Source organism: Methylobacterium sp. 13MFTsu3.1M2 (assembly GCF_900112625.1).
GTDB lineage: Bacteria > Pseudomonadota > Alphaproteobacteria > Rhizobiales > Beijerinckiaceae > Methylobacterium.
In genome coordinates this window covers 75168-89307 of the sequence record NZ_FOMM01000018.1, presented here as the reverse complement: position 1 = coordinate 89307, position 14140 = coordinate 75168, and the positions used below count along the sequence as shown (strand labels likewise).

Genomic DNA, 14140 nt, shown 5'->3' with positions numbered 1-14140 from the left:
CGTCAGGGGCGGCCGGTTTCCTTGAGCCGCCTGAGGATCGCCTCGGGGGAGACGTAGGCCTCCTGGCGGGCGGCGCTCCAGTAGCGCAGGGCGTCCAGCGGGATCGGCTCGCCGGTCACCGCGCAGCGCACGAAGCTGCCGGGCTTGACCACCCGCATGGTGCCGTCGCCGTACTCGACGACCGCCTCGCCGTTGTTCGCGCGCTCGTAACGACCCAGCACGTCCGCCTCCTGCTCGATGGTGCCTTCTACACGATCCGCGCGCGCCGCGATGCCCGCGGGGCTCAGGTCAGCATCGACGGGGTCTCATCCCGCGCCAGCATGGTCCGGGCCGCGGCCGCGTCGACATGCATCCGCTCGACCAGCGCCTCGGCGCTGGCGAACCGCTCCTCGCCGCGAATGTACCCGACGAACTCCACGGCGATGTCCTGCCCGTAGAGATCGCCGGAGAAGTCGAACAGGTAGGTCTCCAGCAACGGTGCGCCGTCGTCGAAGGTCGGGCGGCGGCCGTAGCTCGCCACGCCGTCGCGGAACGCGCCCGAGGCCAGGCGGACCCGCACCGCGTAGATGCCGTGCGCGAGCCCGCAATCGGGCAGCATCACGTTTGCGGTGGGGAAACCCAGCTGGCGGCCGCGCTTGTCGCCGTGGCGGACCGCGCCGAGGACGAACCAGCGGTAGCCGAGCAGCGCGTTGGCGCGGGCGACATCGCCGGCCGCGAGGGCCGCGCGGATCGCGCTGGAGGAGACCGGCTCGGTCTCGCCGCCGAGGGCGACCGGCGCCACGATGTGGCAGCTCATCCCCGCCTCCCGGCAGAGGTCGGCCAGGATCGCGGGCGTGCCCTCGCGGCCGCGGCCGAAGTGGAAATCGTGTCCGACGACCACGCCGGACAGGCCCAGCGACCGCTTCAGGAAATCGAGCACGAAGGCGCGGGCGCCGGTCTCCGCCAGAGCCCCGTCGAAGCGGCGCACGATCAGCCCGTCGAGGCCGAGATGCGCGAACACGATCTCCTTGGCGGCGAGGCCGGTCAGCCGGAACATCGGCGCGTCGGGCGTGAAGTAGGCCCGCGGGTGCGGCTCGAAGGTCAGGATCGCGGCCGGCCGGCCGGCCGCGCGGGCGGCGGCGCGCACGCTGTCGACGAGCATCCGGTGCCCGAGATGGACGCCGTCGAAGTTGCCGATCGCCGCCACGGCCCCGGCCAGGGCCGGCGGGACGGGGGCGTCGGCGCGGCAGATCGTGAAGGGTCGCGCGGCCGTGTCGTCGCCTGTGGCCATCGGTTCGGGTCGAGTGCTCGGAAGGGTCGGATAGGGTCGCCTGACATGTCCGCGAGGGGCCCGACGCGGCCGGACCCTGCCGAAAGGCGCCCGGAGGGTCAAGCGAGGCGACGCCGCGCGGGCGGCCATGCGCCGCCCGCGCCGATTAACGGCTTCGCAATGCGCATGCCCTATTTGAAATGCTGTGCAGCGCAGCTAAATTGCAGCGTTAGCGAAGCGTTAATCTATCCGGGAGCCGCCGCGGCTTCCCGCCGGGCAATACGGAGCAGTTGTTCGATGGCTCTCGACCTGAGCATGCCGATCCTCGTTGTCGACGATTACCAGACGATGGTCCGCATTATTCGCAATCTACTGAAGCAGCTCGGCTTCGAGGAGGTCGACGACGCTTCCGACGGGACCGAGGCGCTCGCACGACTGAAGGGTCGCAAGTACGGGCTCGTCATCTCCGACTGGAACATGGAGCCGATGACCGGCTACGAGCTGCTCCGTCACGTGCGCGCCGACGAAAATCTTCGGACGACGCCGTTCATCATGGTGACGGCCGAATCGAAGACCGAGAACGTGATCGCGGCCAAGAAGGCCGGCGTGAACAACTACATCGTCAAGCCCTTCAACGCGGCCACGCTGAAGTCGAAGATCGAGGCGGTCTGCGGCAGCTGACCGGCCTCCCGTCTTCGACCACCGCGCGTCCGGACGGATCGCTCCCGCGCCGCCGGACGCCGAGACGTGGCGTGGCCGGCGAGGACGGCCACAGATCCGAGGAGGAGAGCATGTCGTCAGCCGCCGCACGGCAGCCCGATCTGCGGCTTCGCGAGCCGCAGACCGTGATCTCCGAGCTGATCGAGATCGCGGATTACATCGCCCATCTCCGCGAGGAGATCGGGGCGCTGCGCGCGAACGAGATGAGTCGCGACCGGATCCCCATGGCGCACGAGGAGCTCGGCAGCGTCGTGGAGGCGACCGCCGGCGCCACCAACACGATCATGGAGGCGGCCGAGGCGATGCTCGGCCTGCCCGACGGGCCGGGCTACCGCGACGCGGTCGAGGAGCGCATCAACACGATCTTCGAGGCCTGCGCGTTCCAGGACATCACCGGCCAGCGGATCGCCAAGGTGGTCGAATCGCTGCGCCTGTTCGAGCAGCGCCTCGCCCGCTTCGTCGGCGCCGTGAAGGCCCGCGATGCGGCCTCCATGGATCCCGCCGAGCGTGCCCGGCGGACCCGGGCCGAGGACCTCATGCTGAACGGCCCGCAGGCCGTGGACGCCACGCCCTCCCAGGACGACATCGACGCGCTGTTCGCCTGACGCGATCCGGGCCGGCGCGGGACCGGTTGTCTGAGGAAGGATCGCCGGCGCGACGGTCGACTCGGCGCCGGCCTGCCGGCTAGATCGCCTTCCGGACCCGCCGCATGCGGGGCGGGCGGAGGCCGCGGCAGAGATGACGGCGCAGTTCTGGTCCGAGCTGACCACCGAAGACTTCACCCAACGGGACATGGGTCGCGCGATCGCCGTCCTGCCGGTGGCCGCCGTCGAGCAGCACGGTCCCCACCTCCCCCTCGCGACCGACACCGTGATCGCCGAGGGCTACCTCGCCCGGGTGCGCGACGGCGTGCCGGCGGATCTCGACGTGCTGCTGCTGCCGGTCCAGCCGGTGGGCAAGTCCGACGAGCACGACGCGTTTCCCGGCACGCTCTCCCTGGAGACCGGGACGGCGCTGGCCGCCTGGACGGGCATCGGCGCGGCCGTCCACCGCGCCGGCTGCCGCAAGCTGGTGATCGTCACGAGCCACGGCGGCAACAGCGCGCTCATCGATCTCGTGGCGGGCGAGCTGCGCGCCCGGTTCGGCATGGTCGCGGTCACGACATCCTGGGCGCGGCTCGGCTATCCCGAGGGTCTGTTCCCGGCGGACGAGATCGCCCACGGCATCCACGCCGGCGGCATCGAGACGGCGCTGATGCTGGCCCTGCGGCCGGACCTCGTCCGGACCGACCGGGTCGCGGATTTCCCGCCGCGCACGCTGTCGATGATCCGCGACTTCACCCACCTGCGCGCCGGCCGCCCCGCCGCCTTCGCGTGGAAGGCCGGCGATCTCCAGGCTTCGGGCGCCATGGGCGACGCGCGGCTCGGCACGGCCGAGGCGGGCCGCGCGGCGCTCGACCACGGCGCCCGGGCCTTCGTCGCCCTGCTGCGCGACGTCGACGCCTTCGAGCTCGCGCCGCCGGTGTAACCGCCGCCGCGCCGCCGCCGAAGGAGCCGGTACGCCGGGTCCGAACCGCCGGCGTGCGGGAGTTCCGGCCATGCGCCCTGCCCTCTTGATCGCCGCCGCCCTGCTGTGCGGCAGCCTTTACCCGGCCGACGCGGAGGAGCGCCCCGTCGTCGTCGAGCTGTTCACCTCGCAGAGCTGCTCCTCCTGCCCGCCCGCGGAGGCGCTGATCGGCCGCCTCGCCCACGAGCCGGCGGGGGCGCAGGGCGATGTCCTGCCGCTCGCGTTCCACGTCACCTACTGGAACCATCTCGACTGGCGCGATCGCTACGCCCTGCCGGCCGCCACCGCCCGCCAGGAGGCCTACGCGGCCCGTCTCGGCGGATCCACCTACACGCCGCAGGCGGTGGTCGACGGGCAGGTCGGGCTGGTCGGTTCCGACGAGGCCGGCCTGCGCGCCGCGATCGCGCACGCCCGGCAGGCCGGGCCCGGCATTCCCGTGACGCTGGCCCGCGACGGCGAGCAGGTCGTCGCGCAGATCGGTGCCGGGGCCGGCGGCGCCGCGGGCCGCGTCCTCCTGATCGGGTACGATCCGAGCCACACCACCCGCGTGCTGCGCGGCGAGAATGCCGGGCGCACCATCGAGCAGGCCAACATCGTCCGGTCGGTGCGCGACCTTGGGCGCTGGTCCGGCTCCGCCGCGACCTTCGCGTCGGCGCGTCCCGAGGGCGAGACGGCGGCCCTGCTGCTCCAGTCCGAGGACGGGCGGATCCTGGGCGCCGCGCGCCTCGCCGCGTCTCCCGCAACGTCGCACGCCGCGACGGTCCGGGAGGCCGTGCGATGATCCTCGCCGTCCCGGGCGGGATGCCCGCGCGCGGCTGGGTGCTGGCGTCGGGATCGGACCGTGGGGTAGACACGCCGCGTGCCGGGGGACGGAACGACGGCGGAGCCCGGATGGCGCTCGAACAGGAACTGGCGACCCTGATGGCGGCGGCCCAGGGCGGCGACGCGGCCGCCTATCGCGCGCTGCTGAAGGCCTGTCTGCCCGTGGTCTCGGCGATCGCGCGGGCGCAGGGCATGCGCGGCGAGGCGGTGGACGACGTCGTGCAGGACGCGCTGATGACCGTCCACCGGGCTCGGGCGAGCTACGATCCGGCCCGGCCGTTCCTGCCCTGGCTGCGCGCCATCACCCAGCGGCGGGCGATCGACCGGCTGCGCCGCACCGGGCGGCGCCCGCGGGAGGTCAACGACCCGCTGGCCTACGAGGCGGAGGTCGATCCGGGGCCGGCCCCCGGCCACGGGCTGGAGGCGCGGGACCGGGCCGCCGCCCTGGCCAGGGCGGTGGCGGCCCTGCCCGACGGCCAGCGGCAGGCGGTCGAGCACCTGGGCCTGCGCGAGCTGTCGCTCGACGAGACCGCCGCCCTCACCGGCCGCAGCAAGGGGGCCCTCAAGGTGAACCTGCACCGGGCGCTGAAGGCGCTCCGGGCCAGCCTGACGCAGGAGCGGGAGTGATGCCCGGAGAGGGGAGCAACTGGGCCGGCGGCGACCTGTCCCGCCACGAGCGGCTGGTCGAGGAACTCGCGGTCGGGCTCGAACCCGTGCGGCCGCTGCCGGCCCCGGAGGCACGCGCGGCCCTCTGGCTCGGTGCGACGCTGGTGATCGGCGTGGTCCTCGCCGCCTGGGTCGGGACCGGCGGCTTCATGCTGCGCATGCACGTGCCGGATCTGGCCTTCGCGGCTTTGGGCGCGGTGCTGACGGCGATCACGGCCGCCTACGCGGCCTTCGCCACCAGCGTGCCGGGACGGTCCGGCCGCTGGGCGCTGCTGCCGCTGCCGCCCCTCGCCCTCTGGGTCGGGGCGAGCGGCCTGGGCTGCCTGCGCGACTGGATCGCGCCGGGGGCCGACCTGCCCGGCGAGCACGCGATCACGGGCTGCTTCAGCTTCCTGATCTGCGTCTCGGTGCCGCTGTCCCTGCTGATCGTCGTGATGCTGCGGCGCGCCTGCCCGCTGCGGCCGAACCTCACGGCCGCCCTCGGGGGGCTGGCGGTGGCGGCGGCGGCGGCGGCGCTGCTGATGCCGGTCCACCCGCACGACGCCACCGCCACGGACCTGCTGTTCCACGCGGCGGCGGTCGCCATCGTGATCGCGGCGAACGGATTGGCCGGAGGCCGGCTGCTCGGCCGACACGCCGGGGCCGGCTAGGGCGTACCGACCGAGGCTCGCGAACTCGGCCGATCGCTCGAGGGGACGTCCGGTGCGGTCGCTTCACACCGCGCCGGGATCGAGGCCCGGCCAAGCCACGATCCGGTCCGGCAACTCGTCCTCCGAGAACTCCTCCTCGTTGCCGGCGAGCCGGCCGCGGACCGAGATGCCCGCCTCGTGCACGCTCGCGGCCCGGCCGGAGACCAGGGGGTGCCACGGGTAGAGCGGCTGCCCGTCGCGCACGAGCCGGTACGCGCAGGTCGGCGGCAGCCAGGCGATCGACCGCACCGCCTCCGGCGTCAGGCGCACGCAGTCGGGCACCCGCTTCTGCCGCCGCGCGTAGTCACGGCACCGGCAGGTGAGGCCGTCGAGCAGGGTGCACCCGATATCGGTGTGGTGGACCTCGCCAGTATCCTCGTCCTCGAGCTTCATCAGGCAGCACCGGCCGCAGCCGTCGCACAGGCTCTCCCACTCGGACGGGGTCATGGCTTCGAGCGTCTTGGTCCGCCAGAACGGCTCGACCGCCCCGCGGCGCGGCGCCTCGGGCTTGGGCATCGGGAAAGTCTCTCGGATGGGAAGCCGCCTCTCTGCCCGAGGCGCGGCAGCGCTGCAAGCGTGGCAGCCGAGTGTCGCCGACGGCCGCCCTGCGATTGCCATGCGACCGGATCGCCCCGTCGTGCGTTAAGGCCAAGCTCGTCCGCGGCGAATCACGAGACTGCGCAGAGCCTCGCCGCCGGTTCCGGATCCTGCTATGGACGTCGGATGCCGTGCGGTGGCGCCGGCGCAGGGTTCGTGTCCGCGGCGCGGTCGCCCGACCATCCGCCGCCAGGTTCCGCCGCAGAGGCGCTCGACAAGCCGGGTTCGACATCGTGCGCCTGCCGACGTTCACCGAGATCAAGGTCCGCCTCGAACGCGCCGCCCTCGCCTTCGACGCCTGGGTCAACGCGAGCCTGTACGACGGCGGCCAGTCGACGGGTCAGGCTTACGAGCGCTTCCAGCGCGTCATGAGCCGCTTCGCGGTGCGCGGCTGGAAGCGCGTCGCCCTCGACCTGACGAGCGAGGGAGTGACGATCGGGACCGGCGGCGCCATCCTGATGCTCGCGCTGGCGCAGCCCGCCTTCCAGCTCACCAGCGAGAACTGGCTGAAGCAGCAGGATCTCGCCGTCACCTTCCTCGACCGCTACGGCACCGAGGTCGGGCGGCGCGGCATCAAGCACGACGACTCGCTGAAGCTCGACGACTTTCCCGACATCATGATCAAGGCGCTGGTCTCCACCGAGGACCGGCGCTTCTACGAGCACTGGGGCATCGACCCGATCGGCACGCTGCGGGCGCTGGTGAACAACTCCCGCGGCGGCAGCGGCACGCAGGGCGGGTCCTCGATCACCCAGCAGCTCGCCAAGAACCTGTTCCTGACGAACGAGCGCTCCCTGGAGCGGAAGGTCAACGAGGCGTTCCTGGCCCTGTGGCTCGAGAGCCATCTCACCAAGAACGAGATCCTGAAGCTCTACCTCGACCGCGCCTACATGGGCGGCGGCACCTTCGGCGCGGTGGCGGCGGCGGACTACTATTTCGGCAAGCCGCTCAAGGACATCAGCCTCGCCGAGGCCGCCATGCTGGCGGGCCTGTTCAAGGCGCCGACCAAGTACGCCCCGCACGTCAACCTGCCGGCGGCGCGCGCGCGGGCGGCGGACGTGCTGCACAACATGGTGGAGGCGGGCTTCGTCACCGAGGGCCAGATCCAGACGGCGCTCCGCAACCCGGCGACGCCGGTGACCCGCACCCGCGACATCACCGCCGACTACTACCTCGACTGGGCCTTCGGCGAGATCAAGGCGATGGCCGACGCGGGCAAGCTGCGCAACGACCGCGTGCTGACCGTGAAGACGCCGCTGGACCTCGCGATCCAGAAGCGGGCCGACGAGGCAGTGGCCGACATCCTGCGCAAATCCGGCGACGCCTACGACGTGGACGAGGCCGCCATGGTGATCCTCGATCCCGACGGGGCGCTGCGCGCCATGGTGGGCGGCGCGGATTACGGCGAGAGCCAGTTCAACCGCGCTACCGACGCGCTGCGCCAGCCCGGCTCCTCGTTCAAGCCCTACGTCTACTCGGCCGCGCTCGCCTCCGGGCTGTTCAAGCCTGACACGACGGTGGTCGACAGCCCCGTCTGCATCGGCAACTGGTGCCCGCAGAATTACGGCCGCTCCTATGCCGGCCGGGTTCCGATGTGGCTCGCGGTGGCGAAGTCGATCAACACGATCCCGATCAAGATCTCCATCGCCCTCGGCAAGGCGATGGGCATCAGCCATGAGGCCAAGGCCGCCAAGGCGGGCCGCGCGAAGATCACGGAACTCGCCCACAAGATGGGCATCACCTCGAACCTGATCGACACGGTCTCGATGCCGATCGGCTCGGACGAGGTGACGGTCATCGACCAGGCGGCGGGCTACGCGGTGTTCGCCAACGGCGGCTTCCGCGCCAAGCCCTACGCGGCCATCGAGGTGAAGAACTCGTCCGGCGAGGTGATCTACCGCCACGCCGACGAGGCGCCCGAGCGGGTTCTCTCGCCCCAGGTCGTGGCGGACATGAACTTCATGCTCAACAAGGTGGTCGAGGAGGGCACCGGCAAGCGGGCCCAGCTCGAGGGCGTGAAGGTGGCGGGCAAGTCCGGCACGACGAACGCCTACCGGGACGCGTGGTTCGTCGGCTACACCGGCAATTACGTCGGCGCCGTCTGGTTCGGCAACGACGACCACACCTCGACCAACAAGCTCACCGGCGGCTCCCTCCCGGCCCAGCTCTGGCACGACGTCATGGAGCCGGCCCACCAGGGCATCGAGATCAAGGGCCTGCCCGGCCTGAAGGAGAGCCCGCGCGCCGCCCAGCAGCAGGCCTCCGGCGGCCCGACCGCGCCGACCGATCCCAATGCCAGCGCCTACGGAAAGCTCTCGCGCCGCTCCTTCGAGGTGATCAGCGGCCTCAACGGCCTGTTCCGCACCGTCGAGCGCGCGCCCGGCTCGGCCGCGGACGCGCCTGCCGGCGCCGGAAGCGCGCCGAGGACCGGCCGGAAGCCCGGCGATCGGGCGGCGGCGCCGCCGTCGGGTCAGCTGCGCGAGGTCGCCGAGGGCGCCCGCCCGGTCGGCGGCTTCACCGAGGTGCGGTGAGCGCATGAAGCTCACGATCCCCGAGGCGCTCGGCCGGACCTCCGTGTTCGCCGGCGCCCCACGCAACGGCGCTGCGCGCTTCGTCCTGCGCCTCTGGCGCAAGAGCTCGATCGCCGGCCTCGCCGCCTACACCCTGGCGCTGGGCGCCGTCCTGGGACTCGCCAGCGCCGACTGGGCCACGAGCGGCGGCTACCCGTTCGGCGGCGTGCAGGTCGGAGCCTGGACCGCGTGGCCGCGGGCCGGCGCGGCGAATGCCGATCCCTACACCCGCGCCGTCAACGCGCGCCGCGGCGAGATCCCCCTGGCGGTCGGTGAGGGCTTGCTTCTGACCGCGGCGGTCGACGATTCCGGTCAGGCGCTCGACGCGACCTGCACGTACCGGATCGGCGGCGCGACGCCGCCCGCCCGCGCCTGGACCGTCACGGTCGCCGGGCGCGGCGCGCGCGAACCCGGCCGCCCGCCGCTGCGCGAGGGCTTCACCTCCACGGAAGTGCTGCGCACGGCCGACGGGCGCTTCACGATCACGCTCGCGCCGGATGTCCAGCCGGGCAACTGGCTCCCGAGCCCGCGGGCGAGCGGGCCGGTCCGCCTCGCCCTGCGCCTGTACGATACGCCGGTCGCCGCCAGCGTCGGGTCCCTCGACCGAAGTGCCGTGCCGGCCATCACCCGCGTGGGGTGCGCCCCGTGAGCCTGCGCTTCGTCTACGCCACGCTGATCGGCCTCGTGCTCGCCGGGATCGTCCACATCGCGGCGGTCCTGGCGATCCCCGCCCTGTCGGAGGCCGACGCGGTCTCGCGCGCCCGCACCAGCGAGAACCTGGACCATCCGCAATCGATCTACGCGGTCGCGACCGGCGACGACCCCTCCCCGCCCGAGGCGTGGCTGCCGATCCCGGATCCGGCGGTCGCCGTGGGCGTCTGCGCCTACAACCTCGCGGACGGGCCCATGCGCGTCTCGGCCCGCACCGGTCCGCTGTCGCTCTCGCTCGCCGCGCATGCCCGCCGCGGGGCGTTCTACGCGGTGACCGATCAGGCCGCGGTCCGCGGGGCCCTGGATCTCGTGATCCTGACCCGGGCGCAGTACGACGAGGCGCTGGCCGACGACGACGAGAACGATCCGAGCCGCGACGTGCGCATCGTCGCGCCCGACGCGCGCGGCTTCGTGGTGGTGCGGGTGATCGCCGGTCTCCCGAGCCAGAGGCCCGCCGCCAACGCCGCCGTCCAGGCCGTCTCCTGCGCCACCGACACGCCGACGGACGATGCGTCCGCGGGCAAAGACACGCCCGGCAAGGACGCTTCGGGCAAGGATGCGTCGGGCAAGGGAGCGGGACGCTGAGCGAGGACGCCGCACGGGTCCGCGGCGCCGGTCGGCCGGTGCTGAGCCCCCGCGGCCCCGCGTTCTCCCGGATGACGGCGCCGGCCCCGCCGACGCGATGACCGCAGCCGCCGCGACGATGCCGTCCTCGGCCGCCGGGATCACGCGATCCGCCCTCGATCTGATCGGCAACACGCCGCTCGTCGCCCTCGACCGCGTCCATCCCGGTCCGGGCCGCATCCTCGCGAAGGCCGAGTTCATGCAGCCCGGCGGCAGCGTCAAGGACCGCGCCGCCCGCGCCATCCTGCTGGCCGCGCGCGCGGACGGCCGCCTCGCCGCGGGGGCGCCCGTGGTGGAGATGACCAGCGGCAACATGGGGGCCGGCCTCGCGGTGGCCTGCGCGGCCCTGGGGCACCCGCTCGTGGTCACGATGTCGGCCGGGAACAGTCTCCAGCGCGTGCGGATGCTTGAGGCGCTCGGGGCCGAGGTCGTGCGGGTGCCGCAGGTGGACGGCGTCCCGGGGCAGGTCACCGGCGCCGACGTGCGGGCGGCCGCGGACGCGGCGGAGCGCGTCGCGACCGAGCGGGGCGGCCTCTACATCGACCAGTTCCATGCGCCGGAGGGCGTGCGCGCGCATCGCGACACGACCGGACCGGAGATCTGGGCGCAATCGTCCGGCCGGGTCGATGCCTGGGTGGCGGCCGTGGGCACGGGCGCGACCTTCCTCGGCGTGGCCGCGGCCCTGCGCGCGCGCAACCCGTCCGTGATCTGCGCCGCGGTCGAGCCGGCGGGCTGTCAGCCCCTCGGCGGATCGCCGGTCACGAAGCACCGGCACCTGATCCAGGGCACCGGCTACGGCAGCGTCCCGCCGCACTGGACGGCCGGCCTGATGGACTTGTCCATCCCGGTGACCGACGCGGCGGCCGAGGAGTGGCGGCGGGCCCTGGCGACGCGGGAGGGCCTGCACGTCGGCTACTCGGCGGCGGCCAACGTCGCCGCGACGGTCGCGCTGCTGTCGTCCTGGCGTCTCCCCCGCGACGCGACCGCCGTGACCGTCCTCTGCGACACCGGGCTGAAGTACTAGGGCCGGCGGAGTCCGGCCTCCGGCCATCCGCGCGGCACGGCCTTCATCCCGGGGCGGCCTTGAGCGCTCAGTATTTGACCACCAGCGGTTCCGCCTGCGCGGCCGGTGGGGGCGGCAGCGGAAGCGGCCCGAGGCCGCACCGGGCCGCGGCGTCCGGCGGCAGGAGCGGGTCGAGCAGGTTGCGGCGCGCGGCCAGCATCAGGATGGACCGCTCGGCCGAGACCGATTCAGGCGCCGGCGCGGCCGCGAACAGGTGCTCCAGCGCGAACCGGTAGCGGGCGAGCCGTAGGCCGGCCTCGAAGCGCACCCAGGCGATCAGGCAGCGGTTCTCGGCGACCCGCTGGACGGCATCCCGCACGGCGGCGTCGTCGAGGGTCTTGGCGAAGGGCAGGCTGCGCAGGCGAGCGGCATCCGCGTCGATGACGCGGGCGGCCAGCGCCACGAAGAGCGGGATCAGCCGCGCGTCGGCGGTCGCGTCGTCGCTGAGCTTCCGGTAGCGGGAGACTGGGGAGCGGGACGGCTCCTCCGTCAGGGCCTCGTAATAGGCGCCGACTTCCTCGTAGCGCCACGTCGGCGGGAGCGCGTGGGCGCTGGCGAGGCCGAACACCGTGTCCTGGAAGGCCGTGAAGTTGCTGGCCGGCGCGACGAACCGCCACGCGCGGTCGCGCAGGGTCAGTTCGTCGTCGGTGAGGCCGGAATCGAGCAGGAGGCGCCCGCGATCCCGGGTGCTGAAGCTGCCCGTCGTGTCGATGAGCCCGTTCCAGACCCCCGTGCGCGGCCGGCCGAAATCGCCGCTCTGGGTGCAGGCCGCGAGCAGGGCGAGCGCGGCGCCGGCGGGGGCGAGGCGCAGCGCGGTGCGCGCGCGGTCGGGCTGCCGGCGATCCGGGGCTGACATGGGAGAACCGTCGGTGGTGTCGCGCGGCCGGGCTGACATGCGCGGGGACGTCCTCAGGACGCGAGGCGCTCGTAGCGCACGCCGAGGAACAGGAGGATCTCGCCGCGCCGCTCGCCGGAGCGCGGGATCCGGCAGGTCCGCCGCGACTCCGTGCCCGGGAACGGGATCAGGGTGGCGGACGGGGCCTGGGCGGCTCTGCGTGCCGGATCGGCGGCGGGCTTCGACGAACGGGCTTCGCCGGTCTCCAGCGGCTTGATGAGGGTCATGGTCTCCGGCTCCTGTCGGCGGTCCGAGCATCTGGCCCGGGCCCTTCGGAGGGCGTCGGCAAGGGCTACCGAAACAATCCAGCACGACGTGGTTAACGGAGTCTTTCCGGGCCCCGGCCGGGAATCGCGGTGCTGGCGGGAGTTGGCGCGTGAATTGCGTGGGTGTTCGCGCCCATGGCGGGCGTTTCCTCCCTTCGACTTGAGGCCCTGTCCGATCCGGACGGGGCCTTCTTATGTGCGGACGGCCCGCCGGGCGGCGGCGCTGTGCGACCCGCGCGCCACACCGCGGCGAAGCGTGGCCGCGACGTTGCCGCGCGGAACCCGTCGGGACCCTCGGCGCTTGCCTACCGCCCGGCCCGACCGATATGCCGGGCACGGGCGATGGCGGGACCGCCGTGTCGGCTCTCCGCCCGATCGAGATTGAGGACACCGCTGAATGCGACTGGTTCCGGAACGATCCCTGCGCGCCTTCCGCCGCCGCGGCTTGGCTACTGCGGCGCTGGCGCTGTTCGCGCTGACCGCCGGCCCCGCCTACGCCCAGCGGGAGGATCAGGGCCTGCAGCTCGGCTGCGCGAACGACTATTTCCGCCTATGCGCGGGCGTCGATCCGAACAGCCAGGACGCGGATCGCTGCATGATGCGCAACCGCAAGCGCCTGTCCCCGGAATGCCGGGCGGCGATCGGCGACTACGACAAGCGCACGGGCAGCAAGTCCCTGTCCGACGATTGAGACGGGACCCGGTCGAGTTGCCCGCCGTTGGCGAGGGGCGTTTGGTATGAGCCTGACCGTCGCGGTCCAGATGGACCCGATCCAGAACATCCGGATCGCGGGTGACACCACCTTCGCCCTGCTGCTGGAGGCCCAGCGGCGGGGGCACGCGCTCGTCTACTACACGCCCGACCGGCTCTCGATGCAGGGCCGGCGCGTGACGGCCCGCGTCGAGCGGCTGACCGTGCAGGACGTCGAGGGCGCGCACTTCACCCTGGGGCCGCCGGAGCGGATCGACCTCGCCGAGGCGGACGTGGTGCTGATGCGCCAGGACCCGCCCTTCGACATGGCCTACATCACGGCCACCCACATGCTCGAGCGGATCCATCCGGAGACCCTCGTGGTCAACGATCCCTTCGAGGTGCGCAACGCGCCCGAGAAGCTGTTCGTCCTCGACTTCCCCGAGCTGATGCCGCCGACGCTGATCAGCCGCGACAAGGCGGAGATCGAGGCCTTCCGGCTGGAGCACGGGACCGTGGCGATGAAGCCGCTGCACGGGCACGGCGGCGCGGCCGTGTTCAAGGTCACCGAGAAGGACCCGAATTTCGGCTCGATGTTCGACCTGTTCGCCACGACCTTCCGGGAGGCCTGGGTCGTGCAACGCTACCTCGACCGGGTCACCGAGGGCGACAAGCGCATCATCCTGGTCGACGGCGTCCCGATGGGGGCGGTCAACCGCGTGCCGGCCGCGAACGACATCCGCTCCAACATGGTGCGCGGCGGCGCCGCCTCCGCCTCCGAGCTCACCGACCGCGAGCGCGAGATCTGCGCCACGATCGGCCCGGAACTGGCGCGGCGGGGCCTGATCCTGGTGGGCATCGACGTGATCGACGGGCACCTCACCGAGATCAACGTCACCTCCCCCACCGGCATCCGGGCGATCCAGCGACTCGGGGGCCCCGACCTGTCGGTCGCGGTCTGGGACGCGATCGAGGCCCGGATCGCCGCGCGCAAGGGCGTCTGACGGGGCGC

The 14140-nt window shown here is 73.0% G+C and carries 17 protein-coding genes; 12 read left to right on the top strand and 5 right to left on the bottom strand.

Translation table 11 applies throughout. From position 1 onward, the window contains the following. Positions 1-2: 2 nt before the first annotated feature. Both BM314_RS18785 and BM314_RS18780 read right to left on the bottom strand, forming a co-directional pair. Positions 3-221, bottom strand: a complete 219-nt coding sequence (locus BM314_RS18785; RefSeq protein WP_020093695.1) for a DUF2093 domain-containing protein — start codon at positions 219-221, stop codon at positions 3-5. A 62-nt stretch (positions 222-283) separates the two neighbouring features. Continuing rightward, positions 284-1270 (bottom strand): bifunctional riboflavin kinase/FAD synthetase, encoded by a 987-nt coding sequence (locus BM314_RS18780; protein ID WP_056525586.1) that lies wholly within the window; start codon positions 1268-1270, stop codon positions 284-286. Positions 1271-1546: 276 nt separating this feature from the next. On the opposite strand from BM314_RS18780, the gene BM314_RS18775 reads away from it, so the two are divergent. From BM314_RS18775 to BM314_RS18750, 6 genes are all read left to right on the top strand, one after another. Further along, positions 1547-1930 carry a response regulator gene (locus BM314_RS18775; protein WP_012317888.1) on the top strand — a complete coding sequence of 128 codons (384 nt, stop codon included), beginning with the start codon at positions 1547-1549 and terminating at the stop codon, positions 1928-1930. A 110-nt stretch (positions 1931-2040) separates the two neighbouring features. Continuing rightward, positions 2041-2574, top strand: coding sequence for a protein phosphatase CheZ (locus tag BM314_RS18770; protein ID WP_042674092.1), 534 nt, complete (start codon positions 2041-2043; stop codon positions 2572-2574). A 133-nt stretch (positions 2575-2707) separates the two neighbouring features. Continuing rightward, entirely contained in the window at positions 2708-3496 is a 789-nt protein-coding gene (locus tag BM314_RS18765) for a creatininase family protein (protein WP_091979486.1), read from the top strand. Positions 3497-3566: 70 nt separating this feature from the next. Next, entirely contained in the window at positions 3567-4316 is a 750-nt protein-coding gene (locus BM314_RS18760; RefSeq protein ID WP_091979485.1) for a DUF1223 domain-containing protein, read from the top strand. A gap of 110 nt (positions 4317-4426) precedes the next feature. Beyond that, positions 4427-4984, top strand: a complete 558-nt coding sequence (locus BM314_RS18755; protein ID WP_091979483.1) for an RNA polymerase sigma factor — start codon at positions 4427-4429, stop codon at positions 4982-4984. Next, positions 4984-5673, top strand: coding sequence for an NrsF family protein (locus BM314_RS18750; RefSeq protein WP_056525576.1), 690 nt, complete (start codon positions 4984-4986; stop codon positions 5671-5673). The genes BM314_RS18755 and BM314_RS18750 overlap by 1 nt, the downstream gene beginning before the upstream one ends. Before the next feature lie 63 nt (positions 5674-5736). Here BM314_RS18750 and BM314_RS18745 read toward each other — a convergent pair whose 3' ends face one another. Then, positions 5737-6228, bottom strand: coding sequence for a YcgN family cysteine cluster protein (locus tag BM314_RS18745; RefSeq protein ID WP_020093688.1), 492 nt, complete (start codon positions 6226-6228; stop codon positions 5737-5739). A 314-nt stretch (positions 6229-6542) separates the two neighbouring features. Here BM314_RS18745 and BM314_RS18740 point away from each other — a divergent pair, with 314 nt between their 5' ends. From BM314_RS18740 to BM314_RS18725, 4 genes are all read left to right on the top strand, one after another. Continuing rightward, entirely contained in the window at positions 6543-8840 is a 2298-nt protein-coding gene (locus BM314_RS18740) for a transglycosylase domain-containing protein (RefSeq protein WP_020093687.1), read from the top strand. Between the two features lie 4 nt (positions 8841-8844). Continuing rightward, positions 8845-9528 (top strand): DUF1214 domain-containing protein, encoded by a 684-nt coding sequence (locus tag BM314_RS18735; RefSeq protein ID WP_091979481.1) that lies wholly within the window; start codon positions 8845-8847, stop codon positions 9526-9528. Beyond that, positions 9516-10175 carry a DUF1254 domain-containing protein gene (locus BM314_RS18730; RefSeq protein ID WP_091979480.1) on the top strand — a complete coding sequence of 220 codons (660 nt, stop codon included), beginning with the start codon at positions 9516-9518 and terminating at the stop codon, positions 10173-10175. The genes BM314_RS18735 and BM314_RS18730 overlap by 13 nt, the downstream gene beginning before the upstream one ends. 97 nt (positions 10176-10272) lie before the next feature. Further along, complete coding sequence (locus BM314_RS18725; protein ID WP_091979478.1) at positions 10273-11238, top strand: PLP-dependent cysteine synthase family protein; 966 nt, start codon at positions 10273-10275, stop codon at positions 11236-11238. 67 nt (positions 11239-11305) lie between these two features. On the opposite strand, the gene BM314_RS18720 is transcribed toward BM314_RS18725, so the two are convergent. Continuing rightward, positions 11306-12133, bottom strand: coding sequence for a hypothetical protein (locus BM314_RS18720; RefSeq protein ID WP_056525566.1), 828 nt, complete (start codon positions 12131-12133; stop codon positions 11306-11308). A gap of 53 nt (positions 12134-12186) precedes the next feature. Further along, entirely contained in the window at positions 12187-12399 is a 213-nt protein-coding gene (locus BM314_RS18715) for a hypothetical protein (protein WP_091979477.1), read from the bottom strand. A 436-nt stretch (positions 12400-12835) separates the two neighbouring features. On the opposite strand from BM314_RS18715, the gene BM314_RS18710 reads away from it, so the two are divergent. Continuing rightward, complete coding sequence (locus BM314_RS18710; protein WP_020093681.1) at positions 12836-13129, top strand: hypothetical protein; 294 nt, start codon at positions 12836-12838, stop codon at positions 13127-13129. Between the two features lie 46 nt (positions 13130-13175). Next, complete coding sequence (gene gshB, locus BM314_RS18705; RefSeq protein WP_056525561.1) at positions 13176-14132, top strand: glutathione synthase; 957 nt, start codon at positions 13176-13178, stop codon at positions 14130-14132. Positions 14133-14140: the final 8 nt, after the last annotated feature.

Bases quoted from the DNA above. Each gene is read 5' to 3' on its own strand.
- BM314_RS18780 (WP_056525586.1), bottom strand. From the start codon at position 1,270: ATGGCCACAGGCGACGACACGGCCGCGCGACCCTTCACGATCTGCCGC.
- BM314_RS18775 (WP_012317888.1), top strand. From the start codon at position 1,547: ATGGCTCTCGACCTGAGCATGCCGATCCTCGTTGTCGACGATTACCAG.
- BM314_RS18770 (WP_042674092.1), top strand. From the start codon at position 2,041: ATGTCGTCAGCCGCCGCACGGCAGCCCGATCTGCGGCTTCGCGAGCCG.
- BM314_RS18765 (WP_091979486.1), top strand. From the start codon at position 2,708: ATGACGGCGCAGTTCTGGTCCGAGCTGACCACCGAAGACTTCACCCAA.
- BM314_RS18760 (WP_091979485.1), top strand. From the start codon at position 3,567: ATGCGCCCTGCCCTCTTGATCGCCGCCGCCCTGCTGTGCGGCAGCCTT.
- BM314_RS18755 (WP_091979483.1), top strand. From the start codon at position 4,427: ATGGCGCTCGAACAGGAACTGGCGACCCTGATGGCGGCGGCCCAGGGC.
- BM314_RS18750 (WP_056525576.1), top strand. From the start codon at position 4,984: ATGCCCGGAGAGGGGAGCAACTGGGCCGGCGGCGACCTGTCCCGCCAC.
- BM314_RS18745 (WP_020093688.1), bottom strand. From the start codon at position 6,228: ATGCCCAAGCCCGAGGCGCCGCGCCGCGGGGCGGTCGAGCCGTTCTGG.
- BM314_RS18735 (WP_091979481.1), top strand. From the start codon at position 8,845: ATGAAGCTCACGATCCCCGAGGCGCTCGGCCGGACCTCCGTGTTCGCC.
- BM314_RS18725 (WP_091979478.1), top strand. From the start codon at position 10,273: ATGACCGCAGCCGCCGCGACGATGCCGTCCTCGGCCGCCGGGATCACG.
- BM314_RS18720 (WP_056525566.1), bottom strand. From the start codon at position 12,133: ATGTCAGCCCCGGATCGCCGGCAGCCCGACCGCGCGCGCACCGCGCTG.
- BM314_RS18715 (WP_091979477.1), bottom strand. From the start codon at position 12,399: ATGACCCTCATCAAGCCGCTGGAGACCGGCGAAGCCCGTTCGTCGAAG.
- BM314_RS18710 (WP_020093681.1), top strand. From the start codon at position 12,836: ATGCGACTGGTTCCGGAACGATCCCTGCGCGCCTTCCGCCGCCGCGGC.
- gshB (WP_056525561.1), top strand. From the start codon at position 13,176: ATGAGCCTGACCGTCGCGGTCCAGATGGACCCGATCCAGAACATCCGG.